The following is a 23,849-nucleotide window of genomic DNA, read 5'->3' on the forward strand; positions in this document are numbered from 1 at the left end:
ACCACCCTCCAAAGCCCTGTCATCCCGGACGGCCAAAGGCCGATCCGGGACCCAGAACCACACGCACTGCAGAACGCCCTCCGGCCAGGATGACGGCGCTACGTGCTGTTCGAAAGCTCACGGCCCACGGAACAGTCACGGTCCAGCCGCGATTCCCTCTATTGAGGGGACGAGACCACCGAACCGCAGCCCGTGACCGACGCCGAAACCTCGCGCCCGCCGCCGCGGACCGCCCGCAACCTGATCCGCCTCCTGGTGGTGATCGCGTGCGCGCTGCTCGCCGCGATGGCCCTGGCGTGGGCCAACCGCAAGGCCCTCGTTCGCGAGGCGCTGACGGGCTGGCTCCGCGCCAAGGGGATCGCCGCGGACGCCCAAGTGGAGGCCTTCGGTCCCGGCGTGTTCACCGCCCGCCTGCGCATCGGCGATCCGCGCAACCCCGACTTCGCCGCCGAACGGGTCGAGGTCCGCTACCGCCCGCGAATCACCGGCGTCGAGGTGGTCTCGGTCCGTCTGACCAAGCCGGTCCTGCGCGCCCAGCTCCGACGCGACGGCCTGCATGTGGGCGCGCTCGACCCGCTCGTGCAGGAATTCCTGCGCCGCCCGCCCAGGCCGAACGCCGCCCAGCCGCGGATCGTCATCGAAGGCGGCACGCTGCTTCTCGCCACCGACTACGGGCCGATGCGGATGGCGGCCGACGCGAAGGTCGAGGACGGCAAGCTGCAGACCCTGGCCGCGACCACCGCGCCCGCGCGCCTGCGGAACCCGGATTTCGACGTCAGCCTCGGCGCCGCGACGGTGCGCGCCGTGACCCGCCAGGGCCGGGTCGACGTGTCGCTCGCCGCGCCAGTCATCGCCGCGAAGTTCGGCCAGGCCCAGGCCTCGGATAGTCGGCTGACCTTCAGCGCCCAGCTTCCCTATCCCGACTTCCAGAAGCAGCGTGGCGACGGGGCTGTCGTGGCCGGCCTGACCCTGGCGAGCCGCAAGCTCACCCTCGCGGACCAGGCGGTGGACGGCGCCGAGCTGAAGGCCGGCTTGACCGGCCAGGCCCGGGGCTGGATCCCCGATCTCGTGGTCACCGGCCGAACCACGGCCAGCCTTACGGCCGCCGGCGGGCGGGTCGGCGGGGGCGAGGCCCGGGCCCTTCGCGCCGCGGCGGTCCTCGACGACTTCGCCTGGGCCCGCAAGGACGGCGACCGCGTGGCCGCGACCCTCAAGCTCAACGCGCGCGCCGAGGGCGTGCGCGCCGGCGACCTGCGCCTGCAAACCCTGTCGCTCACCGCCAACGGTCCCGTGGCCGCCGCCGTCGGTGGGATCGACGTCAAGCTTGCGGCCGCGGCGCTGGGCCAGGGCGGCTGGAGCGGCCTGGGCCCGCCGGCGCGCGACGACACACCCGACATGGCCGCGATCAAGCGCGCCGCCCGCAGCTTCCGCTTCGCCGCCCCGGCCGTCGCCCTGCGCTTCACCGAAGGCGCCGGCTCGGTGGGCCTGCCCAAGCCGGTTCGCCTCGAAGCCGCCGGCGGCGGGGTGGCGGAACTGGCCGCCCGCGGCGCGACGCCGCTGATCGGACCGCACGGCGGCGCGTTCCGCCTCACCGTGAAGGGCGGCGGCCTGCCCAGCCTCGACGCCGACGTCGCGAAGCTCACCCTGGTCGAGGGCGGCGCGGTGGCGTCCGGACGGGTGCGCGCCCGGGCCTCGGTCGGTCTCGTGCGCGGCGCCGATCTCGACGCTTCGGGCCGCCTCCAGATCGCGAACGGCGGCCTGACCTTCGTCGCCGACCGCTGCGTCCCCCTGCGCGCCGAGCGCCTGGACTTCGGGGCCAACGACGTCGAACGCCTGTCCGGCCGCCTCTGTCCCACGAGCGGGCCGCTCTTGCGCATGACCGGCGGCGACTGGCGGATCGCCGGGCGGGCCGAGGGCGTGGCCGCCACGGCTCCCTTCATCCAGGGGCGGGTGGTCGCCGGCGCGGGCCGCTTTGTCGCGCAGAGCCGCCGCGGCGACGTGACGGTCCGGGCCCACATCGACACGGCCCGCCAGGAAGACACCGCCGCCGAGACGCGCTTCAACCCCTTCCTGATGACCGGTGACGCTAGCCTGTCGGCGTTCATCTGGCGCGCGGATCTCGACTTCAGGCTGCCGAACGGGACGAAGCTGGGGAACGCCCTGGTCACCCAGGACGGCCGCCTGGGGCTGGGCGTCGCGGTCATCGAGACCGAGATGCTCACCTTCTCCGAGGGCGGGCTCCAGCCGGCGCAAATCTCGCCCCTGGCCGCCTCGGTCGGCTCGCCCGCCGTCGGCCAGGCGAAGTTCAAGGGCCGCTTCGATTGGACGCCCGAGGGCTCCACCAGCAACGGCGTGGTCAGCATCCCCCGACTGGACTTCCAGAGCCCGGCCGGTCCGGTGAAGGGGCTGAAGGGCGAGCTGGTCTTCTCCAGCCTCGCGCCCCTGACCGCAGCCGCCGGCCAGCAGCTCAGCGTCGATCGCGTGGACGGTCCGGTGCTGCTCGAAAACCTCCACGCCACCTACGGCGTGGTCGACAACCTGCTGAAGGTCGAAGGCGGCGACGCCGACGTCGGCGGCGGCAAGGTGCGGGTGGAGACGCTGGAGATCCCGCTCGTGCCCGGGGCGCCCACCCGCGGCGTGCTGATCCTGGACGGCGTGCAGCTCCACGACCTGGTCGAGGCCTCGCCGTTCGGCGACAAGGTCGAGCTGGACGCGCGGGTAAGCGGTCGCGTCCCGTTCGAGATGACCGGCGCGCGCGTGCGGATCGCCAACGGCCAGATCCATGCGGTCCAGCCGGGCCGTCTCTCCATCGCCCGCACCGCGCTGACGGGCGTCTCCACCGACGCACCGGCCGCGACGCCGGCCGTGCCCGACCCGAACGCCACCTTCACCGACTTCGCCTACCAGGCCATGGAGAACCTGGCCTTCGACAAGCTGGAGGCCTCGATCGCCAGTCAGTCGGACGGCCGGCTGGGCGTGCTCTTCCACATCGTGGGCCGCCACGATCCGCCCCAGAAGCAGCAGATCCGCCTGACGCTGATGGACCTCATCAAGCGGCGGTTCCTGGGCAAGCCCCTGCCGCTGCCGTCGGGGACGGGGGTGAACCTCACCCTCGACACCACGCTGAACCTCGACGACCTGCTGGCCGACTACGCCGACTACCAGAAGACCCGGAGTTCAGCTCCGGTTCAGCCGTGACGCTTCAGAAAGGACCCACGATGACGGAGACCGCCCCATGAGAGCCGTGCTGCTGGCCGCGCTTGCCTCGACGAGCCTTGCGGCCTGCACCCCGACCGTTCGGGTCGAGGTCGCGCCGATCAACATCTACGCCAAGCTGGACGCGAACGTGCGCCTGCAACTGGACGAGGACGTGAAGGCCCTCATCCAGAAGAACCCCAACCTCTTCTAGGAGAGGAGAGACCATGCGAGACCATTTCAACATCGCCGCCGCCGTCCTGGCCGCCCTGGCCGTCACCCCCGCAGCGGCCTACGCCATGGATTCCAAGGCCGCGGTCGACGCCGCCAAGGCGCAAGGCGTCGTCGGTGAACAGGCCGACGGCTTCCTCGGCTTCGTGAAGCCGTCGTCCGACCCCGCGCTGAAGGCCGCCGTGGAGGACATCAACCAGGGCCGCGCCGCGCTCTACCGCGAGGCCGCGGCGAAGAACGGCGTGTCGGTCGAGGCGGCGGGCGCCTCGGCCTACAGCACCGTCGTCCAAAGCCGCATCAAGCCGGGCGAGTACTACAAGCCCGCCGGCGGCGGCTGGGTGAAGAAGTAGGGATTACGGGTGGGGGCCCAGGGACTGGCGCCCGGCTCAAAGGCTTTGGGACCTGCGCCCCCACCCTCCCTCCGAAGAGGGAATCTCGTCGTCAGGCCGTCTCGGTCGCCCGCGCCATCTGCGCCTTCCGCTCGCGGCGGCGGCGCGTGAGGACGTGTTCGGTGTAGCCGTTCGGCTGTTCCCGCCCCTTGAACACCAGCTCCAGCGCGGCCTGATAGGCGACGCTGGCCTCGTTCCCGGCCATCGGCGTGTAAAGCGGATCGTCGGCGTTCTGGCCGTCCACCACCTTGGCCATCCGGGCCATGGTCTCGCGCACCTGGGCCTCGGTGCAGACGCCGTGGTGCAGCCAGTTGGCGATGTGCTGGCTGGAGATCCGCAGCGTGGCGCGATCTTCCATCAGGCCCACGTTGTGGATGTCCGGCACCTTGGAGCAGCCCACGCCCTGGTCGATCCAGCGGACGACGTAGCCGAGGATACCCTGGGCATTGTTGTCCAGCTCCTGCTGCACGTCGGCCGGGCTCCAGTTGGACTTGGCCAGCGGCGGCGTCAGCAGTTCGTCCGTGCCGGTCTTCGCGCCCGCCGCGGCCATCTGCGTCTGCAGCGAGGGCACGTCGACCTCGTGGTAGTGCAGCGCGTGCAGGACCGCCGCGGTCGGCGACGGCACCCAGGCGGTGTTCGCGCCGGCCTTCGGATGACCGATCTTGGCGGCCAGCATGTCCTTCATCATGTCGGGCGCGGCCCACATGCCCTTGCCGATCTGGGCGCGGCCCTGGAAGCCGGTGGCGAGGCCGATCTCGACGTTCCGCTTCTCGTAGGCGGGCAGCCAGGGCTCGGCCTTGATGGCGTCCTTGCGGGCGACCGGGCCGGCTTCCATCGCCGTGTGGATCTCGTCGCCGGTGCGGTCGAGGAAGCCGGTGTTGATGAACACCACCCGGTCCTTCGCCGCGAAGATGCAGGCCTTGAGGTTGGCGCTGGTGCGGCGCTCCTCGTCCATGATGCCGATCTTGACCGTGTTGCGCGCCAGGCCCAGCGCGTCCTCGACCAGGTCGAACAGGCGCACGGCCAGGGCCACTTCGTCGGGCCCGTGCATCTTCGGCTTCACGACGTAGACCGAGCCCACGGCGCTGTTGCGCTGGGCGCCCTTAAGGTCGTGCAGGGCGGCGGCAACCGTGATCAGCGCATCCACCGCGGTCTCGAACACCGGCTCGCCGCCGAGGCGGACCATGTCGGTCGACATGTGGTGGCCCACGTTGCGGACCAGCATCAGCGAGCGGCCCTTCAGCGTCAGCTCCCCGCCCTGGGCGGCGCTATAGGTGCGGTCATCGTCCAGCCGGCGCGTCTCGGAGCGGCCACCCTTCTGGAACGTCGCGGCCAGGTCGCCCTTCATCAGGCCCAGCCAGTTGCGGTAGACGCCGACCTTGTCCTCGGCGTCGACGGCGGCGACCGAGTCCTCGCAGTCCTGGATGGCGGTGAGCGCCGCCTCGACCAGAACATCGGCCACGCCGGCCGGATCGTCCTTGCCGATGTTGCTGGCCCGGTCGACCTGGATCTCCAGGTGCAGGCCGTTGTGCTTCAGCAGCACCGCGCTCGGCGCGGCGGCTTCACCGCGCCAGCCGGCGAACTGGCCCTCGGCCGACAGTCCGACCCTGCGGCCGTCCTTGAGCATCACCGCCAGCTTGCCGCCCTCGACGGCATACCCCGTGGCGTCGGCGTGCGAGCCCTCGGCGAGCTGGGCCACGCGGTCCAGGAGCTGGCGGGCGAAGGCGATCACCTTGGCGCCGCGAGCGGGGTCGTAGCCCTTGGTTCCGATCGGGGGTTCGATGGCGTCCGTGCCGTACAGCGCGTCATAGAGGCTGCCCCAGCGGGCGTTGGCCGCGTTCAGCGCGTAGCGGCCATTGGACACCGGCACCACGAGCTGCGGACCGGCGGTCGTCGCGATCTCGGGGTCCACGCCGCGGGTGCCGATCCGGAAATCGTCGGGCTCGGGCAGCAGGTAGCCGATCTCGCGCAGGAACGCCGTCTCCTCGGCCACGTCCAGGGGCTTGCCCCGGCGCTCGGCCCACCAGCCGTCGATCTTTGCCTGCAGCTCGTCGCGACGGCGCAGGAGCTCCAGGTTGCGCGGCGTGAAGTCCGCAAGCACCGCCTCGAGCGCGGCCCAGAAGGCTTTGGGGTCGATGCCGGTGCCCGGCAGCAGCTCGGTCTCGACGAAGGCGTGCAGCAGGTCGTCGACGGCGAGGTTGGCGGTGATGTCCATCTTGAACTCTCGGCAGGCTTCGCGCCGTGGCGCGGCCCCTAAGCAATAGCAGGAAAAAAGAGGGCGGCCCGAGACATCCCAGGCCGCCCTTTCGACGCGTGAACGAGCGCGCGGTTAGGCGAACTGGTTCATCGTGTTGTGCACGCCGCCGGCCTTCAGGGCCGCTTCGCCGGCGAAGTACTCCTTGTGGTCGTCGCCGATGTCCGAGCCCGACATGTTCTGGTGCTTCACGCAGGCGATGCCCTGACGGATCTCCTTGCGCTGGACGCCCGCGACGTAGCCCAGCATGCCCTGCTCGCCGAAGTATTCCTTGGCCAGGTTGTCCGTGCTCAGCGCGGCCGTGTGGTAGGTCGGCAGCGTGATCAGGTGGTGGAAGATGCCCGCCCGCTTGGCGCTGTCGCGCTGGAAGGTGCGGATGCGTTCGTCGGCTTCCGCCGCCAGTTCCGTGGCGTCGTAGTCGGCGCTCATCAGGCCGGCGCGGTCGTAGGACGAGACGTCCTTACCGGCCGATTGCCAGGCGTCGTACACCTGCTGGCGGAAGTTCAGCGTCCAGTTGAACGACGGGCTGTTGTTGTAGGCCAGCTTGGCGTTCGGGACGACTTCGCGGATGCGGTCCACCATCGAGGCGATCTGCTCGATGTGCGGCTTTTCCGTTTCGATCCACAGCAGGTCGGCGCCGTTCTGCAGCGAGGTGATGCAGTCCAGGACGCAGCGGTCGGCGCCCGTGCCTTCGCGGAACTGGAACAGGTTCGACGGCAGGCGCTTCGGACGCAGCAGCTTGCCGCCGCGGTTCAGCACCACGTCGCCATTCTTCATGTCGGCCGGCGCGATCTCCTCGCAGTCGAGGAAGCTGTTGTACTGGTCGCCGATGTCGCCCGGCGTGTGGCTGACCGCGATCTGCTTGGTCAGGCCGGCGCCCAGGCTGTCGGTGCGGGTGACGATGACGCCGTTGTCGACGCCCATCTCCAGGAAGGCGTAGCGGCAGGCGCGGACCTTCGCGAGGAAGTCCTCGTGCGGCACGGTGACCTTGCCGTCCTGGTGGCCGCACTGCTTCTCGTCCGAGACCTGGTTCTCGATCTGCAGGGCGCAGGCGCCCGCCTCGATCATCTTCTTGGCCAGCAGGTAGGTGGCTTCCGCATTGCCGAAGCCGGCGTCGATGTCGGCGATGATCGGAACCACGTGGGTTTCGTAGTTGTCGATCGCGTCGATCAGCTTCTGTTCCTTGGCCTTGTCGCCGGCCGCGCGGGCGGCGTCCAGGTCGCGGAACAGGCCGCCCAGCTCGCGGGCGTCGGCCTGCTTCAGGAAGGTGTAGATCTCTTCGATCAGCGCCGGCACCGAGGTCTTCTCGTGCATCGACTGGTCCGGGAGCGGGCCGAACTCCGAGCGAAGCGCGGCGACCATCCAGCCCGACAGGTAGATGTAGCGCTGCTTCGTGGTGCCGAAGTGCTTCTTGATCGAGATCAGCTTCTGCTGGGCGATGAAGCCATGCCAGCAGCCCAGCGACTGGGTGTAGTTGGCCGGGTCGGCATCGTAGGCGGCCATGTCGGCGCGCATGATGCCGGCGGTGTACTTGGCGATCTCCAGGCCGGTCTTGAAGCGGTTCTGCAGGCGCATGCGCGCCACGGACTCGGCGCTGATGCCGTCCCACCGGCCGTTCTTGCTTTTGATGAGCTGGTCCATCTCGATGATGTGGTCTTGGTACGCCATTGCCGAAATCCCTGTTCAGCCGTGTGGGAGAGTTGGCTTCCCGCTACCGGCGCGGCGTCGTCGTGTGGAGTGGCCGCGCGGTCTAGGTGTAAAACTTTACAGACTTGCGCTGTAATGTTGTAAAGGTCGATACAGCGAGACCAGCATGCCCGCCGAACGCCGCATCTACGCCGGACCCAGCCTGCGCCGCCTGCGCCGCGACCGCGGCCTGACGCAATCCGACATGGCCGCCGACCTCGACGTCTCCGCCTCGTACATCGCGTTGCTGGAACGCAACCACCGGCCGTTGAGCGCGGAGATGCTGGTCCGGCTGGCCCAGACCTACAAAGTGGACGTGGCCGCTCTCGGCGGCGACGGGACGAACGACGACGCGGCGCGGCTGCAGGCGGTGCTGAAGGACCCGATGTTCGCCGACATCGACCTGCCTTCGCTGGAGGTCGCGGACGTGACCACCAACTTCCCCGGCATCACCGAGGCCCTGCTGCGCCTCTACACCTCGTACCGCGAGGAGCAGCTCGCCCTCGCCGACCGGGGCGCGACGGCCGAGACGGACGTGGGACGGTCGGCCGACGCCTCGGACCCGGTGGCGGAATCCCGCCGCTTCCTGGAGGCGCGGCGGAACAGCTTCCCCGCCCTGGACGACGCCGCCGAGCGCTTGGCGCAGCAGGTGGCGCAGCACGACAGCCTGGCCGCCTATTTCAAGGCGCGCCACAACCTGCGGGTCCGCCGCCTGCCGCCGGAGGTCATGGTCGGCTCCACACGCCGGCTCGACCACCACCGGCGCGAGATCCTGCTCAGCGACGAGCTGGACCACGCGAGCCAGACGTTCCAGCTCGCGCTGCAGCTCGCCTACCTGGAACTGGCGGGCGACGTAGACGCCCTGGTCGCCCAAGGCGCGTTCGCCACCGACAGCGGCGAGCGGCTGACCCGACGGGCGCTTGCGAGCTACGCCGCGGCCGCTTTGCTGATGCCCTACACCGCCTTCGCCCGGGCGGTGGAGGCGCGCCGCTACGACGTCGAGGCGCTGGGGCGCCAGTTCGGCGCCAGCTTCGAGCAGATCGCCCACCGGCTCACCACCCTCCAGAAGCCGGGCCAGGAACGCGTGCCGTTCTTCTTCATCCGCGTGGACGAGGCCGGCAACATCTCCAAGCGTCTCGACGGCGCCGGCTTCCCCTTCGCGCGGCATGGCGGCGGCTGCCCCCTCTGGAACGTGCACCACGCCTTCCGCACGCCTCGCCAGATCGTCACCCAGTGGCTGGAGCTGCCGGACGGCCAGCGCTTCTTCTCCATCGCCCGCACCGTCACCGCCGGCGGCGGCGGCTACGGCAAGCCGAAGGTGGAGCGCGCCATCGCCCTGGGCTGCGCCGCCGAGCACGCGGGCCGGCTCGTCTACGCCCAGGGCCAGCCGCCGGAGGCCCAGGTCGGCACGCCGATCGGCGTCACCTGCCGCCTCTGCCACCGGACCGAATGCACGGCCCGCTCCGCGCCGCCCATCGGACGCTCGATCCTACCGGACGACATCCGCCGCACCAGCGCGCCCTTCGGCTTCTCGGATAGCTGACGCTTCCGTCATGCCGCAAGGTCAACTTGGGTGACGTAGACCCTTGGCGAAGCGGTGCTTTCGGGGTCAAAAGGGCGCTCATTCGGGGAATAGGTCGCCCATGGCCCAACGAAGCGCCGCGGTGAAATCCACGGACCGGTTCGAACGCAAGCGAGAGGCCATCCTGGATGCGGCGACACGCATCCTGAACCGCAAGGGGATCAAGGGCCTTACGCTGGGCGACACAGCCGCAGCCGTCGATCTGTCGACCACCAGCGTCACCTACTATTTCAAGCGCAAGGACGATCTGGCCGCGGCCTGCATCACCCGCGGGATCGACACGCTGCACGACCTCGCCGACCAGGCCGTGGGTGCGGCGACGCCGGCCGAACGGCTCAGCCGCTTCTTCACGCTCTACCTGGACACCCTGGCGGCCTCGCTGGCCGGCACCGCGCCGCCGCTGCCGATCATCACCGAGCTGCGGGCGCTGACGTCGCCGCGCCGGGAGGAAGTGGCAACCGCGTACGGCCGCCTGTTCCGCAAGGCGCGCCAGATCTTCGACCACCCCGACCTTTGCTGGATGTCGCGCGGCCGGCGCACGGCGCGCAGCCGCATGCTGCTGGAGCAGGTGTTCTGGGGCAGCGCCTGGCTCTCGAAGTTCGACGCCGAGGACTATCCCCGCATCCACGACCGCATGGTCGACATCTTCCTGCACGGCGTGGCCCCGGAGGGCGCGACCTGGGACCCGAAGCCCATTCCGACCGAGAAGCTGGCGGCGCGCGAAGGGCCGGAACTGGCGCGCGAGACCTTCCTGCTGGCGGCGACGCGGCTGATCAACCGGCGCGGCTATCGCGGCGCCTCGGTCGACAAGATCTCGGCCGAGCTGAACGTCACCAAGGGCAGCTTTTATCATCACAACGAGGCCAAGGACGACCTGGTCGTCGCCTGCTTCGAGCGCAGCTTCGAGGTGATGACCAGGGCCCAGCGCCTGGCGATGGACCTGCCGGGCAACCAGTGGGACAAGGTCTCGGCCTGCGCGGCCGCCCTGGCGGAATTCCAGCTCTCCGACCACGGCCCCCTGCTCCGCATCAACGCCCTGACCGCCCTGCCCGAGCAGATCCGCCAGGTGATGGTGGAGCACTCGAACCGGGTGTCGGACCGTTTCGCCTCGATGATCTCCGACGGCATCGCCGAGGGCTCGCTGCGCCCGGTCGATCCCTTCATCGCCTCGCAAATGCTGAATGCGACGCTGAACGCCTGCGCCGACCTCGGCTATCTGGTGCCGGACGTGCGCCCCAAGGCGGCCGCCTCGGTGTTCGTGCGGCCGCTGCTGATGGGCATCTTCGAGAAGTAGGCGCTCAGCCCGCCGTCAGGATCACCTTGCCGACGTGTGCGCCGGCTTCCAGGTGGGCGTGGGCGTTGGCCGCCTCTTCGAGCGGGAATGTGGCGTCGATCTGGGTCTTCAGCTTGCCGGCCGCGATCCAGGGCCAGGCCACGCGTTCGATCTCCGCGGCGAGACGAGCCTTCTCGTCGGCGCTGCGGGGGCGCAGCGTCGAGCCGGTAATCACGGCGCGTTTCATCATGATGGCGAAGACGGGAAGGTTCAGCATCGCTCCTCCCAGCGCGGCGATGAAGACGATCCGACCGCCGATCTTCAGGGCGTCGAGGTTCTTCGGGACATAGTCGCCAGCGACCATGTCCAGCACCACGTCGACCCCGCCCTCCCGCTTGGCCACCTCGGCGAAGTCCTCGGCGGTCACATCGACCGCCACGTCGGCCCCGAGCACCAGCGCCTGCTTCGCCTTGTCGGCGCCGCGGCCGGTGGCGATCACCTTGGCGCCGGCCGCCTTGGCCATCTGGATCGCGGTGACCCCGATGCCCGACGTGGCGCCGTGGATCATCAGCGTCTCGCCCGCCTTCAGCGCCCCGTGCTCGAAGACGTTGGCGAAGACCGTGAAAACCGTCTCGGGCAGGCCTGCGGCCTCCTCGAAGCTGAGACCTTCCGGGATCGGCAGGGCATGGCGCGCGTCGACCACGGCGTATTCGGCGTAGCCGCCGCCGCCGAGCAGGGCGCAGACACGGTCGCCCACCTTCCAGCGCCCCGCGCCCTTGGCGACCTCGCCGGCGACCTCCAGCCCCAGCGTCTCCGGCGCACCGGGCGGCGGCGGATACGCCCCGTTGCGCTGGACCAGATCGGGACGGTTCACGCCCGCCGCACGCACCTTGATCAGGATCTCGCCGGGCTTGGGCTCCGGAATGGGAATCCGCACGGGCTTCAGCGCCTCGGCGGGGCCCTTGCCCCCCTCGATGGCGATGGCGGTCATGGTCTCGGCTTCGAGGGGACTGGTCATGAAAAGTCCTGAAACTTGCGCAAATCGGCCTTTAACGGTCAGATAGCCCTCCCGAGCGCGATCAGCAAAAGTGGATACCGCTTTTGCGCCCGGATCGCGCTCATTCTAGACTAGGGGTTCGTAGAGGCTGTCTCGCTCCGGCCAGCGGCCTGATGGGGCCAGCCTCTACAGGGGGGACGCAAAGGGAGGGTTCGACGATGGAAGAACCTGTCGACGTCCGGGTTGGTCGTGGCCAGCGCCTGCTGGAGGCGGTCCGAGAGGATCTGGAGCTCTACGGCGTATCCGAGCTGGAGGAGCGGCTCGATATCCTTGAGGCCGAGGCGCGCCGGGTCAGGGCCCAGATCGACAAGAAGCGATCCGGCCGGGCCGCGGCCGACGCCCTCTTTTCGCCGCGCGCCAACTGATCCTGCTGGCATGACCGTTGCACGATGACGTCGCGCCGCGACGTTTCGTTCAGCGCGTGGAAACCCTATCCAGTGTAGAGTCAGGCCGATGCAGGATATCCAAAGCCCCGATTGGCGCGATGACGTCATCCAGGACTTCGCCCGCTCGGAGCTCTTCGAGCGAACGTTCCAGGAGGGCATGGAGCTGGTCGAAGAGACCGCCGGCTATCTGGACGGCGAAGGTCGCCAGGAATCCAAGTTGCTCTCGCGCAACGCCGCCCTGGCCTATGCGGCCGAGAGCATGCGCCTCACGACGCGGCTGATGCAGGTGGCCTCCTGGCTGCTCGTCCAGCGCGCCGTGCGCGAGGGCGACATGGCTCCCTCATCCGCCTGCGAGGACCGCTATCGCCTCAACGCCGAAGACGTCCTCCGCAGCGCCGAGACCGAGTCGGTGCGCGCCGAACTGCCCCGCGGCCTCACGGGGCTCGCCGACCGCGCCGAGCGCCTCTACGACCGCGTCCGCCACCTCGACAAGCGCATGTACCTGGAGAGCCGGACGGCGGAGCCCGCCAATCCGGTGCTGACCCACCTCGATCGCCTGAAGAGCGCCTTCGGGGGGTAGCCCGTCGGCGCACAGTTGCTCCCCATTGGGGGAGCTGTCAGCGAAGCTGACCGAGGGGTCCGCTCGGAACGCGGACCCTTCTTCGTTTCCGGATCATGGGTCTAGCTCGAAGTCCGAGCGGCCCCCCTCCACGACCTCGTGGCGCCCTCGTCCTGGGGAGAGCAACAAAAACGCCGCGAAGGTTGCCCTTCGCGGCGTCTTGAAACTGGCCCTGGATCCCGGCCTCCGCCGAGATGAGTCCGACGCGCGTCGGCTCACTTCCGGGTGAAGGCGCCGAACTTGGCGTTGAAGCGCGACACGCGGCCGCCGCGGTCGAGCATCTGGTGACCGCCGCCCGTCCACGCCGGATGGGTCTTCGGGTCGATGTCGAGGTTCAGCGTGTCGCCTTCCTTCCCGTAGGTGGAACGCGTCTGGTAGGTGGTGCCGTCCGTCATCACCACGGTGATGAAGTGATAGTCGGGATGGATGTCTTGTTTCATCGAACGGGCGCCTGACGTATTGGAGCGGCCACATTGGGCCGGCCGCCGGTGAAGGCGGGCGAAAAGGAAGCCGCGCGTATAAAGAAACGTGCGGACAAACGCAAGGTGCGAGACGGATGAGTGAGCCGGGGCCAGAGTCCAACGCACCCGGATCCCGAGTCGAAGGCCGACCCAGCGCGGGTCAAGCCATGGCTCAGAGCCTCGCCGAGGGTGCGGCGAAACGTGACAAGAGCCGAAATGTCCGCGCGCTGAGCCGCCTGCAGCCGTTCCTGGCCGCCCATTGGGGTCGCGCGCTGGCCTCCCTGATCTTCCTTCTACTGTCGACCAGCGCCACGCTCGGCATGTCGGGCGCGATCCGGCTGGTGGTCGACAACCTCACCAAGCCCGGCCTGGACGCGGCCACGGTCGACAAGCGCTTCCTGATCGTGGGCGCCGTCGCCGGCACGCTGGCCATCGCCACCGCGCTGCGCTTCTACTTCGTCACCAGCCTGGGCGAACGCGTGGTCGCCGACCTGCGCAAGGCCACCTACGGCCACATCCTGACGCTGGATCCCGCCTTCTTCCTGCAGACCCGCACGGGCGAGGTGCTGTCGCGCCTGACCACCGACATCGCGATCGTGGAAAACCTGCTCGCCACCTCCGTCTCGGTGGCGCTGCGCAACCTGCTGACCCTGATCGGCGCCCTGATCCTGCTGGTCTTCGTCAGCCCGCACCTGACCGGGCTGGTGCTGCTGACCTTCCCCTTCGTGCTGGCGCCGCTGTTCCTGTTCGGCCGCCGGGTGCGCAAGCTGACCACCTCGGCCCAGGATCGCTTCGCCGACGCCGTGGGGTCGGCCGGCGAGAGCCTGGACGCCCTGGAAACCGTCCAGGCCTTCGGGCGCGAGCGCGCCGCCGCCGAGCGGTTCGGCGGGGCGGTGGAGCAGGCCTTCCGCGCCCAGATGCGGCGCATCACGACGCGGGCGGCCATGACCGCGGCGGTGATCGTCCTCGTGTTCGGCGGCGTCGTCGGGGTCTTCTGGCTGGGGGTGCACGCCGGCCTGCGGGGCGACATCTCGTGGGGCGCCCTCTTCCAGTTCGCCTTCCTGTCGGTGATGGCCGCCGGCTCGGTGGGGGCGTTGGGCGAGACCTGGGGCGACGTACAGAAGGCCTCCGGGGCCATGGAGCGGGTCGGCGAGCTGCTGGACGCCCGGCCTGGGGTGGCGGCGCCGCCGAACCCCAAGGCCCTGCCCAGCCCGCCGCGCGGCGAGGTGGCCTTCCAGGGCGTGACCTTCGCCTATCCCGGCCGCCCCGACCTGCCGGCGCTCAAGGACTTCAGCCTGACCGTGCGGCCCGGCGAGCGTGTGGCGCTGGTCGGCCCGTCGGGCGCTGGCAAGAGCACGGTCTTCCGCGTCCTGCTGCGCTTCTACGATCCGCAGGCCGGCCGCATCCTGCTGGATGGCGTGGACCTGCGCGACGCCGACCCGGTGGAGGTCCGTTCGCGCATGGCGCTGGTGGCGCAGGAGAGCCCCCTGTTCTCCGGCTCCGCCGCGGAGAACGTCCGGTTTGGCCGGGACGGCGCCAGCGACGCCGACGTCCAGGCCGCCCTCCGCGCCGCCCAGGCCGAGGGATTCCTGCAGGCTCTGCCGGACGGGTTCGACACCGTGGTCGGCGACCGCGCGCGCACGCTCTCGGGCGGCCAGCGCCAGCGGCTGGCCATCGCCCGGGCCCTGGTGCGGGAAGCGCCGATCCTGCTGCTCGACGAGGCCACCAGCGCCCTCGACGCCGAGAACGAGCACCTGGTCCAGCGCGCCCTGGACGAGGCGATGAAGGGGCACACCACGATCGTCATCGCCCATCGCCTGGCTACCGTGCTCAAGGCCGACCGGATCGTGGTGATGGACGAGGGTCGCGTGGTCGAGGAAGGCACGCACCACGAACTCGTTGCCCGTAATGGCCTCTACGCCCGCCTCGCGGCCCTGCAGTTCGAGGCGGCCTAGCCGCGCGCCCGCGCCGCGAGCCCGGGGAAGTCCGAGAACACGCCGTCGACGCCCGCGGCGTAGATCGCCTTGAACACCGCCCCGACGTCGCCGTGGGCGGCGGGCCCCTCTCCGCGCTGGAGGCTCTTGGGGAGGAAGACGTTCTCGGCGCGGACGGTCCAGGGATGGACGGCCATCCCCGCTGCATGGGCCCACGTCACCAGCCCGGTCGGCGCGCCCAGGGTCCCGCCTGTGGTCGGGATCACCAGCGGCCACTCGGGCCCCAGGCCCTCGGCGAAGGCGGCGATGGCCTTGATCCCGGCCTCGGACGTCACGTCCACCGGGGCTGGCCCCTGGCTCACCAGCATCACGCGGCGGCTCTGCACCAGCTTGCCGATATTCTTGAGGGGCTCGACCTCGAAGCACTGCACGAAGACCGGCGCGCTTTTCGTGGCGAGCCCGTTCTTCTTGAGGGCCTCGGCGAGCCGCCCCTCGAGAGGCAGGCCGATCGAGGCGAAGTAGCTGGGGTGCTTCATCTCGGGATAGGTCCCGATGGTGCGGCCCACCCGCTTGCTCTCGGCCTTCGCCAGGTCGACCACCTCCTGATAGGTCGGGATCGCATTCAGGCCGTCGAACTTGGCGCTGCCCGGTCGCAATTGCGGCAACCTCTCGCGCGCCCTCAGCGTCTTGAGCTCGGCGAGGGTGAAGTCCTCGGTGAACCAGCCGCTGATCTTCTGACCGTCAATGACCTTCTCGGCCTTGCGGGCGGTGAACTCGGGCCGGCCGGCCACGTCGGTGGTCCCCCCGATCTCGTTCTCGTGGCGCACGACCAGATGGCCGTCCTTGGTGGCGCAGAGATCGGGCTCGATGAAGTCCGCGCCCTCGTCGATGGCGAGGGTGTAGCCCATGAGGGTGTGCTCGGGCCGCTCGCCGCTGGCGCCGCGATGCGCGATCACGAGCGGCTTGCCCTTGGGCTGGGCGTGGGCGGAACCGGCCGCCGCGGCGGCGAGGGCGGTGGCGGCAAGGGTGCGGCGCGTAATCATGCGCCCACCTTAACCGCTATTTTGCGGCAGTCAGACGACTGAGGATCTGCGGGTGCAGGTCGAGGTTGGAGGCGACAACCGACCCCTTGCCCAGGACGGCGTCCTCGCCGTCCGCGTCGGTTATCTTGCCGCCGGCTTCCGTCACCAGCAGCGTTCCGGCCGCCAGGTCCCAGGCCTTCAGGTCGCGCTCCCAGTAGCCGTCGAAGCGGCCCGCGGCGACCCAGGCCATGTCCAGCGCCGCCGAGCCGAAGCGACGGATGCCCGCCACCCGCTGGGTCATCTGGTGCAGCTCCTTGAGGAACTTGGCGTGCTGCCCGTGGCCGAGGAACGGAATGCCGGTGGCCAGCACCGCCTCGTCCATGTGCTTGCGCGCCGCCACCCTCAGGCGGTGCTCGTTGACGAAGCAGCCCTTGCCCTTCTCGGCCCAGAACATCTCGTGGGTGATCGGGTTGTAGGTGACCGCCGCGACCACGCCCACATCGGCGCGCTCGAGCGCGATGTTGATCGCGAAGTGCGGGATGGCGTGCAGGAAGTTGGTCGTCCCGTCCAGCGGATCGACGATCCAGGTGTGGGTCTTGTCGGTGCCCTCGACGAGGCCGCGTTCCTCACCGTGGAAGGAGTAGCCGGGGCGCGCCTTGGTCAGCGCCTCGAAGAGCACCTGCTCGGCCCTGAGGTCGGCCGCCGAGACGAAGTCGGCCGGCGCCTTCTTGGCCACCTGCAGTTCGGCCAGCTCGCCGAAGTCGCGGTTCAGCCCGCGCGCGGCCTTGCGCGCAGCGTCGCTCATCACCTTCAGGAGGGCGGATTGGGTGCTCACGGTTTCAAAAGATCTCGGGCGGGAATAGAGGGCGGGGAACCTAGTGTCCGGTCCGCCTGAAAGCAAGGAGAGTCGCACCGACGAACCCGGTCGAGCATGTCGCAGCCTGCCGGTGCGGGCGGCTCCCGGTGACGACGCGCGAGGGTCGCTGCGGGTCTCAAGGCGTCGACGCGCCGGGTCAACCCCGCTCCGCCACGCCGACGGCGATCTCGGCATTGAGAGCCTTGATCGCGGCGGCGGGGCCGTCGCCATGGCTCCAGACGCCGGCCGAGACCGCGAGGAAGTCCGCGCCGGCGGCGGCCAGGATGCGGGCGTTCTCCACCTTGATGCCGCCGATGGCCACGCAGGGCGTCTCCATCGTCTCCTGCCAGATGGTCAGGATTTCGGGGTCGGCGCGGGTGGGCGCATCCTTGGTGGTAGTCGGGAAGAAGGCCCCGAAGGCCACATAGTCGGCCCCGGCCTCGGCCGCCTCCATCGCGAGGTGCCGGCTGTCGTGGCAAGTCACGCCCACCATGCGGTGCGGCCCCATGAGACGGCGCGCTTGGGCGTAGCTGGCGTCGGTCTGGCCCACATGCACCCCGTCGCAGCCCAGCCGCGCGGCGAGATCGGGTCGGTCGTTGAGGATCACCGCGACCTCCCGGGCCTGGGCGATGGGCGCCAGCACATCGACGGCGGCGGCGATCACCTCGTCGGCGACGTCCTTCAGGCGGATCTGCAGGGCGGCCACATCGCCGGCGTCCAGCGCATGCGCCAGCACGTGGCCGAAGGCCGCCAAATCGTCGAGACGCGGCGGCGTGATCAGGTAGAGGCGGCAGAGCGGCGGGGCCATGGCCCTACATACACAAGCCCGCTGCTAGCGCAGCAGGGACTTCAGCGCGTAGGCGATGACCGCGCAGGACAGCGCCCCGGTGAGCGAGAGCCCGCCGAACCAGGCGAGGCGTTTCCACAACGGCGCCAGCGGCTCGCCCGCTTCGGGCGGAGGTTCAATGATAGCCCGCATCGCCTCCCACCTTTCCGCGGAACAGCCAGTACACCCAGACCGTATAGCCGAGGACCGCCGGCAGGAGGATGCCAACGCCCACCAGCATGAGGCCCAGCGCGTTATCGGCGTTCGCCGCCGCGCGGAAGTCCATGCCGTAGGGCACGATGTACGGGAAGAAGCCGATGGCCAGCCCGATGTAGCCGGACAGGAAGACGAGGTAGGCGCCGCCCAGCGACGTGGCGTGGTGCGCCCGGCGGATGCCCAGCACCACGACGGCCAGTCCGACCAGCCCGACCAGCGGGATTGGCAGCAGGGGGAACAAAGCCGAGAGGTCGAATGCGCCGTCCACGAAGCCCCAGCGCTCGGCGATGCGTGGGTGGACCAGCAGGGTCGCCACGCTGACGATGGCGAGCAGGCCGGCGGTGGCGGCGGCGGCGATCCAGGCCCAGCGCCGAGCCCGCACCTGCAGATCGCCCGACGTGCGCCAGATCAGGTACGTGGCGCCCAGCAGGACGTACCCCGCCACCAGTCCGACCGCGACGAGGAGGGTGTAGGGAGTCAGCCAGTCGAAGGGGCCGCCTGCGAAGTCCCGGCCCTTGAGGGTCACGCCCTGGATGAAGCCCCCAAGCACCAGGCCCTGGGCGAGGGTGGCGACCAGCGACCCGCCCGCGAAGGCGCCGGTCCAGAAGGCCTTGCCGCGCGCGCGGCCGTGGTGGCGGAACTCGAAGGCGACGCCGCGCAGGATCAGCGCCAGCAGCATCAGGATCACCGGCAGGTAGAGCGCGGGCATGAGGGCGGAATAGGCGAACGGGAACGCGGCGAAGAGGCCGCCGCCGCCCAGCACCAGCCAGGTCTCGTTGCCATCCCAGACCGGGGCGATGGAGTCCATCATCGTATCGCGCTCGGCCGGCGAGGCCGCGAACGGGAACAGGATGCCGATCCCGAGGTCGAAGCCGTCCAGCAGGACGTAGAGGAGGACGGCTGTGGCGATGATCGCAGCCCAGATCAGCGGCAGGTCGAGGCTCATGCCCGCACTCCCTTCGTGCCGGCGGCGAGCGGATTGCCGGGCGGCTCATCCGCGTCCTCCGGCGGCGTTTCGGGACCCTCACCGATCAGCCGCAGGATGTAGAGCGCGCCCACACTGAAGACGACGGCATAGATGATCATGAAAGCCAGCAGTGACGCCGAGACCTGGCCCGGGCCCACGGGCGAGACCGCGTCGGCGGTGCGCAGGACGCCGTAGATGACGTAGGGCTGGCGGCCGACCTCGGCCACGATCCAGCCGGCGATCACCGCCACGAAGCCGGCCGGCCCCATCGCCACGGCCGCCCACAGGAACGGGCGCGAGTATTCCGGGCCGCGCGTGCGCCACATCAGCCACCCGCCCCAGGCGCCGAGGGCGATCATCAGCAGGCCCAGGCCCACCATCACGCGGAAGCTCCAGAAGACGATGAAGACCGGCGGCCGGTCCTGCGGTGCGAACGCCTTCAGGCCCTTCACCTCGGCCGCGGCGCTGCCGGCGGTGATCAGGCTCCCTAGCTTGGGCACCGAGATTTCGAAGCGGTTGCCCTCGGTCGCGCGGTCGGGCCAGGCGGCGATGTGGAAGGGCTGCTCGGTCCTCGTCTCCCAGAACGCCTCGATGGCCGCCAGCTTCGCGGGCTGGACCCGCATCACCTCCTTGCCCGAAAGGTCGCCCACCACCAGCTGCAGCGGCGCCGCGATGGCGAACATCCCGATGGCCATCCGCAGCCCGAGGCAAGGCGCCTCGTCGGCCCCCCGCTTGAGGATTCGCCACGCCGACGCCGCACCCACCACCAGCGCGGTCGTCAGGTAGGCGGCCAGCACCATGTGGGCGAACCGTTCGGGGAACGTCGGCGAGAAGATCACTTTCCACCAGTCCGCCGCCCGCAACGTGCCGTCGGGGAGGGTCTCGAAGCCGGTCGGATGCTGCATCCAGCTATTTGCCGACAGAATCCAGAAGGCCGAGATCAGGGTGCCGATGGCCACCAGCGTGGTCGCGGCGAAATGCAGGCGCGGCCCCACCTTCTTCCAGCCGAACAGCATCACGCCCAGGAACGACGCCTCAAGGAAAAAGGCGGTCAGAACTTCGAAGGCGAGGAGAGGTCCGATGACCGGCGAGGCGACCTGGGAGAAGACGCTCCAGTTGGTGCCGAGCTGGTACGACAGCACCACCCCGGAAACCACGCCCATGCCGAACGAGATCGCGAAGACCTTCACCCAGAAGAGGTAGAGCGCCTTGAACGCCTCGTTCCGGGTGACCAGCCACAGCCCCTCGAGCACCGCCAGGTAGCTGGCCAGGCCGATGGTGAAACTGGGAAAGATGATGTGGAAGGCGATCGTGAACGCGAACTGCAGCCGCGACAGTATGAGCGCGTCGAGTTCCATCGCCATCCCCGCGGCGCCGACGCCGGCCTTTCCGGCGACTTGAACTGTTCCGGCGTCAACAACGTCCAAGCTCGACCGGAGGTCGCTGCGACATGCTGCCGCACCTTTGATCTGGATCAGGATTTTCTGCGAATGACTTGCAAACTTAATCGCAGAACGCTAGTTCATAGCCGTCAGTCAGGAGCCGCTTGCGCGCCCATGTACGTCTGCAACTGCAATGGCATCCGCGAGCGCGAGGTCCGCGCGGCGATCGCCGCCGGCGCAAGCCGCCCGGCCGAGATCTTCAAGGCCTGCGATTCCGCGGCCCAATGCGCGCGTTGCGTCTGCGACATGCGCCGGCTGCTGAGCGAGGAACGCGAAGTCCTGCGGTACGCCGCCGAGTAGCCGACCTGGGCCGCCGGATCACGACTGCGTGTCGGTGGTGGCGAAGTCCCCGCTTTTTGCGGCGACCGCAAATCACTCGCAGACATTGGCTTTGACAGCGCGTCCCGGCGGACGGCATTCCCTCGGGTCAGTGGTGGGACGGAGGCTTCGCGGTGAAGGGCGACAAGGCGATCATCAAACTGTTGAACGCGGTGCTCACCAATGAGCTGACGGCGGTCAACCAGTACTACCTGCATGCGCGGATGTACGAGAACTGGGGCTTCGCCCGGCTCGGCAAGATCACCTACGAAGAGTCGATCGGCGAGATGAAGCACGCCGACAAGCTCATCAAACGCATCCTGTTCCTGGACGGCCTGCCCAACCTGCAAGACCTGCACAAGCTGTCGATCGGCGAGTCCGTGCCCGAGGCGCTGGCTGCCGACCTGGGCGTCGAGGTGGGCGGCCGGTCGACCCTCATCGAGGGCATCAAGCTGTGCGAGGCCTCGGCCGACTTCGTCAGCCGCGAGGTCCTGACGGAGATTCTGTCCGACACCGAGGAACACATCGACTTCCTCGAGACCCAGCTCAGCCTCGTGAAGAGCCTAGGCGAGCAGAACTACCTGCAGAGCGCCCTGGGCGAACTGGAAGGCGGCGAGGGGCACTGATCCCCGCCTCCTGATCGCGAAGGGTTGTGGCGGGCGCGAGCTTCGCCCTACCGTCCGCTCCAAAGTACAAGGGGGGACGGGCATGGCTGCGGCTGATGGGGGCGCGCCGGCGCGGGCAGGGTCGAACGCGACGGTGGTCGCGGGCGCCTCGGTCGGCACGGTGTTCGAGTGGTACGACTTCTACCTCTACGGCTCGCTGGCCGGGTTCATCACCCAGCACTTCTTCTCGGGCGTCAACGAAGTCACCGGCTACATCTTCGCGCTGCTGGCCTTCGCCGCAGGGTTCGCGGTGCGCCCGCTGGGCGCCATCGTCTTCGGCCGGCTCGGCGACCTCTGGGGGCGCAAGAATACCTTCCTCGTCACCATGCTGCTGATGGGTCTGTCGACCTTCGTGGTCGGCCTGCTGCCCAGCTACGCCACCATCGGCGTCGCCGCGCCGATCCTGCTGGTCGCCCTGCGCCTGGTGCAGGGTCTGGCCCTCGGCGGGGAGTATGGCGGGGCGGCCACCTACGTCGCCGAGCATGCGCCGCCGGGCAAGCGCGGGCTCTACACGAGCTGGATCCAGACGACGGCGACGTTCGGGCTGTTCCTGAGCCTCGTGGTGATCCTGCTGGTGCGCACCAACATCGGCGAGGACGCGTTCAAGGCCTGGGGCTGGCGCGTGCCGTTCCTGGTGTCGATCCTGCTGCTGGGCGTCTCGCTCTGGATCCGCCTGCGGCTCAACGAGAGCCCGGTGTTCCAGCAGATGGTCAACGAGGGGAAGACGTCGAAGAAGCCGCTGGCCGAGAGCTTCGGGCAGTGGGCGAACCTGAAGCTGGTGATCCTGGCCCTGCTGGGCCTCACCGCCGGCCAGGCGGTGGTCTGGTACACCGGCCAGTTCTACGCGCTCTTCTTCCTGGAGAAGATGCTCAAGGTGGACGGGGCGCTGACCAACACCCTTGTCGCCATCGCCCTGGCGCTAGGCACGCCGTTCTTCGTCGTCTTCGGCTGGCTGTCCGACCGGATCGGCCGCAAGCCGGTGATCCTGGCCGGCTGCGTGCTCGCGGCCCTCACCTATTTCCCGATCTTCAAGGCGCTGACCGAGGCGGCCAATCCGCAGCTGGCGCATGCGACGGCGGCGGCGCCGGTTACAATCATTGCCGATCCGGCGAACTGCGCCTTCCAGTTCGACCCTGTGGGGAAACAGAAGTTCGACTCGTCTTGCGACGTGGCGAAGTCCACGCTCGCCTCGGCTGGCGTCTCCTATTCGAATGAGCGGGCGCCAGCCGGTGCCCAAGCGTCCGTCCGGATTGGGGCCAAAGTCTACCCTGGCTACCAGCCGTTGCCCGACGTGCCGCTGGCGACCCACCGCGAGGGTCAGATGAGCAAGTCGGCCTGGCAGGACGCTATCAAGAGCGAGCTCAAGGCCGCCGGCTATCCGGCCAAGGCCGATCCGGCGAAGATGAACAAGCCGATGGTGGTCTTCCTACTCTGGCTGCTGGTGATCTACGTGACCATGGTCTACGGGCCGATCGCCGCGGCGCTGGTGGAGATGTTCCCGGCGCGGATCCGCTACACCTCGATGTCGCTGCCGTACCACCTTGGCAACGGCTGGCTGGGCGGCTTCCTGCCGACGACCGCCTTCGCCATGGTCGCGGCCACCGGCAACATCTACTACGGCCTCTGGTACCCGATCGCCGTGGCGGCCTTCACGGCCGTGGTGGGCTTCCTGTTCCTGAAGGAGATGAAGGGAAACCCGATCGAGGCCTAGGCGCGTCAGCCGAACCAGCCGTGCTTGGCCAGCGGGACGTCGGCCACCTTCTTCACGACGTCGCCCGAGCGGCGTTCGACCTCCAGGGCCTCGATGTGGCCGTGGATATCGATGCCGCCCATGTTCAGCGCCTGGGCAAGCTTGCGGGCCGCCGGATAGTCCTGGGTCGTCGCCACGGTGATGTGGGGCAGGTAGGGCGTGTCGAAGCGCAGGGCGGCCTCGATGTCGCCGACGTGCAGGGCGTCGTACAGCTTCAGGATCGCGCCGAAACCCTCGTCCGGGATCAGGAAGACGTGGAACCGGCCGACCGTGGGTTCGGGCGCGACGAGGGCCGATCGGAGGCGGAAGCGGATGCGCGGGATGCCGGACGCCAGCCTGCGCACCTGTTCGGCGAAGGCCGCGGGCGTCAGGTCGGCGCCGTGGAAGACGAGTGTGAAATAGGGTGGCCCTCGGCTGCCGGCGCGACGCGAGCGGATGTCGGTGAGCCAGGCGAGGTCGGCCTTTTCGAAATGGGGCCGGGCGATGACTTCGAGGGTTTCCATCGGCGTCTCCACCGCCGATTGTGCCTCAACTGTGCAGGTTCGCCTATTGCGTGCGGCGCCGGCCGGGCCGGCGCCGCGACGCCCTACTCTGCGGCGACCTTGGTCAGGCCGATCTTCGGGGCCAGTTCGCCCGAGGCGTAGCGCTTGGCCATGGCCGAGAGCGGGACGGCCTTGATGCCGGAGGCGTGGCCGGCCGTGCCGAACTCCTCGAAGCGCT

At 69.4% G+C, this 23,849-nt stretch carries 22 protein-coding genes and 1 pseudogene; 11 read left to right on the top strand and 12 right to left on the bottom strand.

Going from position 1 to position 23,849, the window contains the following annotated elements; translation table 11 throughout:
- Window positions 1-192: 192 nt before the first annotated feature.
- From Q0L11_RS17795 to Q0L11_RS17805, 3 genes are read left to right on the top strand one after another with little or no spacing between them, the layout of a single operon-like run.
- The gene (locus Q0L11_RS17795; RefSeq protein WP_296599000.1) at window positions 193-3,198 is read left to right on the top strand and encodes a YdbH domain-containing protein; all 3,006 of its coding nucleotides are present in this window, start codon (window positions 193-195) and stop codon (window positions 3,196-3,198) included.
- 37 nt (window positions 3,199-3,235) lie between these two features.
- A complete protein-coding gene (locus Q0L11_RS17800; protein ID WP_296599002.1) occupies window positions 3,236-3,409 on the top strand; it encodes a YnbE family lipoprotein in 174 nt (57 codons plus the stop codon).
- A gap of 13 nt (window positions 3,410-3,422) precedes the next feature.
- Complete coding sequence (locus Q0L11_RS17805) at window positions 3,423-3,776, top strand: YdbL family protein (protein WP_296599003.1); 354 nt, start codon at window positions 3,423-3,425, stop codon at window positions 3,774-3,776.
- A 91-nt stretch (window positions 3,777-3,867) separates the two neighbouring features.
- Here the strand turns inward: Q0L11_RS17805 and Q0L11_RS17810 are convergent, their stop codons facing one another.
- Together Q0L11_RS17810 and Q0L11_RS17815 are read right to left on the bottom strand one after the other, a co-directional pair.
- Window positions 3,868-6,030: a malate synthase G gene (locus tag Q0L11_RS17810; protein WP_296599006.1), complete on the bottom strand. Its 2,163-nt coding sequence runs from the start codon at window positions 6,028-6,030 to the stop codon at window positions 3,868-3,870.
- A gap of 114 nt (window positions 6,031-6,144) precedes the next feature.
- On the bottom strand, window positions 6,145-7,737 hold the full coding sequence (locus Q0L11_RS17815) for an isocitrate lyase (RefSeq protein ID WP_296599008.1): 1,593 nt from the start codon (window positions 7,735-7,737) through the stop codon (window positions 6,145-6,147).
- Between the two features lie 145 nt (window positions 7,738-7,882).
- Here Q0L11_RS17815 and Q0L11_RS17820 point away from each other — a divergent pair, with 145 nt between their 5' ends.
- Window positions 7,883-9,298 (top strand): short-chain fatty acyl-CoA regulator family protein, encoded by a 1,416-nt coding sequence (locus Q0L11_RS17820; RefSeq protein ID WP_296599010.1) that lies wholly within the window; start codon window positions 7,883-7,885, stop codon window positions 9,296-9,298.
- A gap of 100 nt (window positions 9,299-9,398) precedes the next feature.
- Window positions 9,399-10,631: a TetR/AcrR family transcriptional regulator gene (locus Q0L11_RS17825; protein ID WP_296599011.1), complete on the top strand. Its 1,233-nt coding sequence runs from the start codon at window positions 9,399-9,401 to the stop codon at window positions 10,629-10,631.
- A gap of 4 nt (window positions 10,632-10,635) precedes the next feature.
- On the opposite strand, the gene Q0L11_RS17830 is transcribed toward Q0L11_RS17825, so the two are convergent.
- Window positions 10,636-11,628, bottom strand: a complete 993-nt coding sequence (locus Q0L11_RS17830; RefSeq protein WP_296599013.1) for an NAD(P)H-quinone oxidoreductase — start codon at window positions 11,626-11,628, stop codon at window positions 10,636-10,638.
- A gap of 197 nt (window positions 11,629-11,825) precedes the next feature.
- Here Q0L11_RS17830 and Q0L11_RS17835 point away from each other — a divergent pair, with 197 nt between their 5' ends.
- Together Q0L11_RS17835 and Q0L11_RS17840 are read left to right on the top strand one after the other, a co-directional pair.
- Window positions 11,826-12,032, top strand: a complete 207-nt coding sequence (locus tag Q0L11_RS17835) for a DUF1192 domain-containing protein (RefSeq protein WP_296599015.1) — start codon at window positions 11,826-11,828, stop codon at window positions 12,030-12,032.
- Between the two features lie 88 nt (window positions 12,033-12,120).
- Complete coding sequence (locus Q0L11_RS17840) at window positions 12,121-12,633, top strand: DUF1465 family protein (RefSeq protein ID WP_296599017.1); 513 nt, start codon at window positions 12,121-12,123, stop codon at window positions 12,631-12,633.
- Between the two features lie 254 nt (window positions 12,634-12,887).
- Here Q0L11_RS17840 and rpmE read toward each other — a convergent pair whose 3' ends face one another.
- Complete coding sequence (gene rpmE, locus Q0L11_RS17845; protein ID WP_296599018.1) at window positions 12,888-13,112, bottom strand: 50S ribosomal protein L31; 225 nt, start codon at window positions 13,110-13,112, stop codon at window positions 12,888-12,890.
- Between the two features lie 116 nt (window positions 13,113-13,228).
- Here rpmE and Q0L11_RS17850 point away from each other — a divergent pair, with 116 nt between their 5' ends.
- Window positions 13,229-15,088 carry an ABC transporter transmembrane domain-containing protein gene (locus tag Q0L11_RS17850; RefSeq protein WP_296599019.1) on the top strand — a complete coding sequence of 620 codons (1,860 nt, stop codon included), beginning with the start codon at window positions 13,229-13,231 and terminating at the stop codon, window positions 15,086-15,088.
- Here Q0L11_RS17850 and Q0L11_RS17855 read toward each other — a convergent pair.
- The 6 genes from Q0L11_RS17855 to Q0L11_RS17880 form a co-directional block, all read right to left on the bottom strand.
- Window positions 15,085-16,110 carry a glycerophosphodiester phosphodiesterase gene (locus Q0L11_RS17855; RefSeq protein WP_296599021.1) on the bottom strand — a complete coding sequence of 342 codons (1,026 nt, stop codon included), beginning with the start codon at window positions 16,108-16,110 and terminating at the stop codon, window positions 15,085-15,087. The genes Q0L11_RS17850 and Q0L11_RS17855 overlap by 4 nt on opposite strands.
- A 16-nt stretch (window positions 16,111-16,126) precedes the next feature.
- Window positions 16,127-16,924, bottom strand: a complete 798-nt coding sequence (locus Q0L11_RS17860) for an inositol monophosphatase family protein (protein ID WP_296599022.1) — start codon at window positions 16,922-16,924, stop codon at window positions 16,127-16,129.
- Window positions 16,925-17,102: 178 nt separating this feature from the next.
- The gene (gene thiE / locus Q0L11_RS17865) at window positions 17,103-17,753 is read right to left on the bottom strand and encodes a thiamine phosphate synthase (RefSeq protein WP_296599023.1); all 651 of its coding nucleotides are present in this window, start codon (window positions 17,751-17,753) and stop codon (window positions 17,103-17,105) included.
- Between the two features lie 24 nt (window positions 17,754-17,777).
- Complete coding sequence (locus Q0L11_RS17870; RefSeq protein ID WP_296599024.1) at window positions 17,778-17,924, bottom strand: hypothetical protein; 147 nt, start codon at window positions 17,922-17,924, stop codon at window positions 17,778-17,780.
- Entirely contained in the window at window positions 17,908-18,933 is a 1,026-nt protein-coding gene (gene cydB, locus Q0L11_RS17875) for a cytochrome d ubiquinol oxidase subunit II (RefSeq protein ID WP_296599025.1), read from the bottom strand. The genes Q0L11_RS17870 and cydB overlap by 17 nt, the downstream gene beginning before the upstream one ends.
- Window positions 18,930-20,312 carry a cytochrome ubiquinol oxidase subunit I gene (locus Q0L11_RS17880; RefSeq protein ID WP_296599026.1) on the bottom strand — a complete coding sequence of 461 codons (1,383 nt, stop codon included), beginning with the start codon at window positions 20,310-20,312 and terminating at the stop codon, window positions 18,930-18,932. Before Q0L11_RS17880 ends, cydB begins: the two co-directional genes overlap by 4 nt.
- Before the next feature lie 198 nt (window positions 20,313-20,510).
- Here Q0L11_RS17880 and Q0L11_RS17885 point away from each other — a divergent pair, with 198 nt between their 5' ends.
- The 3 genes from Q0L11_RS17885 to Q0L11_RS17895 all read left to right on the top strand — a co-directional run bounded on the left by Q0L11_RS17885 (window position 20,511) and on the right by Q0L11_RS17895 (window position 23,090).
- Entirely contained in the window at window positions 20,511-20,696 is a 186-nt protein-coding gene (locus Q0L11_RS17885; protein ID WP_296599028.1) for a (2Fe-2S)-binding protein, read from the top strand.
- Window positions 20,697-20,848: 152 nt separating this feature from the next.
- Window positions 20,849-21,340: a bacterioferritin gene (gene bfr, locus Q0L11_RS17890; RefSeq protein ID WP_296599029.1), complete on the top strand. Its 492-nt coding sequence runs from the start codon at window positions 20,849-20,851 to the stop codon at window positions 21,338-21,340.
- An 82-nt stretch (window positions 21,341-21,422) separates the two neighbouring features.
- Window positions 21,423-23,090, top strand: a complete 1,668-nt coding sequence (locus tag Q0L11_RS17895) for an MFS transporter (protein WP_296599030.1) — start codon at window positions 21,423-21,425, stop codon at window positions 23,088-23,090.
- Between the two features lie 5 nt (window positions 23,091-23,095).
- Here the strand turns inward: Q0L11_RS17895 and Q0L11_RS17900 are convergent, their stop codons facing one another.
- On the bottom strand, window positions 23,096-23,632 hold the full coding sequence (locus tag Q0L11_RS17900) for a 2'-5' RNA ligase family protein (protein ID WP_296599031.1): 537 nt from the start codon (window positions 23,630-23,632) through the stop codon (window positions 23,096-23,098).
- Window positions 23,633-23,715: 83 nt separating this feature from the next.
- A pseudogene (locus tag Q0L11_RS24705) lies at window positions 23,716-23,849 on the bottom strand (fructose-1,6-bisphosphate aldolase); the annotation flags it as partial.

It is taken from the genome of Phenylobacterium sp. (assembly GCF_024508875.1).
In the GTDB taxonomy this organism is placed as follows: domain Bacteria; phylum Pseudomonadota; class Alphaproteobacteria; order Caulobacterales; family Caulobacteraceae; genus Phenylobacterium.

Excerpts from the sequence above, each read along its gene's own strand:
- Q0L11_RS17870 (WP_296599024.1), bottom strand. The coding sequence starts at position 17,924 with ATGCGGGCTATCATTGAACCTCCGCCCGAAGCGGGCGAGCCGCTGGCG.
- Q0L11_RS17830 (WP_296599013.1), bottom strand. The coding sequence starts at position 11,628 with ATGACCAGTCCCCTCGAAGCCGAGACCATGACCGCCATCGCCATCGAG.
- Q0L11_RS17880 (WP_296599026.1), bottom strand. The coding sequence starts at position 20,312 with ATGGAACTCGACGCGCTCATACTGTCGCGGCTGCAGTTCGCGTTCACG.
- Q0L11_RS17840 (WP_296599017.1), top strand. The coding sequence starts at position 12,121 with ATGCAGGATATCCAAAGCCCCGATTGGCGCGATGACGTCATCCAGGAC.
- Q0L11_RS17820 (WP_296599010.1), top strand. The coding sequence starts at position 7,883 with ATGCCCGCCGAACGCCGCATCTACGCCGGACCCAGCCTGCGCCGCCTG.
- Q0L11_RS17825 (WP_296599011.1), top strand. The coding sequence starts at position 9,399 with ATGGCCCAACGAAGCGCCGCGGTGAAATCCACGGACCGGTTCGAACGC.
- Q0L11_RS17900 (WP_296599031.1), bottom strand. The coding sequence starts at position 23,632 with ATGGAAACCCTCGAAGTCATCGCCCGGCCCCATTTCGAAAAGGCCGAC.
- Q0L11_RS17810 (WP_296599006.1), bottom strand. The coding sequence starts at position 6,030 with ATGGACATCACCGCCAACCTCGCCGTCGACGACCTGCTGCACGCCTTC.
- Q0L11_RS17895 (WP_296599030.1), top strand. The coding sequence starts at position 21,423 with ATGGCTGCGGCTGATGGGGGCGCGCCGGCGCGGGCAGGGTCGAACGCG.
- cydB (WP_296599025.1), bottom strand. The coding sequence starts at position 18,933 with ATGAGCCTCGACCTGCCGCTGATCTGGGCTGCGATCATCGCCACAGCC.
- thiE (WP_296599023.1), bottom strand. The coding sequence starts at position 17,753 with ATGGCCCCGCCGCTCTGCCGCCTCTACCTGATCACGCCGCCGCGTCTC.
- Q0L11_RS17885 (WP_296599028.1), top strand. The coding sequence starts at position 20,511 with ATGTACGTCTGCAACTGCAATGGCATCCGCGAGCGCGAGGTCCGCGCG.
- Q0L11_RS17800 (WP_296599002.1), top strand. The coding sequence starts at position 3,236 with ATGAGAGCCGTGCTGCTGGCCGCGCTTGCCTCGACGAGCCTTGCGGCC.
- rpmE (WP_296599018.1), bottom strand. The coding sequence starts at position 13,112 with ATGAAACAAGACATCCATCCCGACTATCACTTCATCACCGTGGTGATG.
- Q0L11_RS17835 (WP_296599015.1), top strand. The coding sequence starts at position 11,826 with ATGGAAGAACCTGTCGACGTCCGGGTTGGTCGTGGCCAGCGCCTGCTG.
- Q0L11_RS17855 (WP_296599021.1), bottom strand. The coding sequence starts at position 16,110 with ATGATTACGCGCCGCACCCTTGCCGCCACCGCCCTCGCCGCCGCGGCG.
- Q0L11_RS17850 (WP_296599019.1), top strand. The coding sequence starts at position 13,229 with ATGAGTGAGCCGGGGCCAGAGTCCAACGCACCCGGATCCCGAGTCGAA.
- Q0L11_RS17815 (WP_296599008.1), bottom strand. The coding sequence starts at position 7,737 with ATGGCGTACCAAGACCACATCATCGAGATGGACCAGCTCATCAAAAGC.
- Q0L11_RS17805 (WP_296599003.1), top strand. The coding sequence starts at position 3,423 with ATGCGAGACCATTTCAACATCGCCGCCGCCGTCCTGGCCGCCCTGGCC.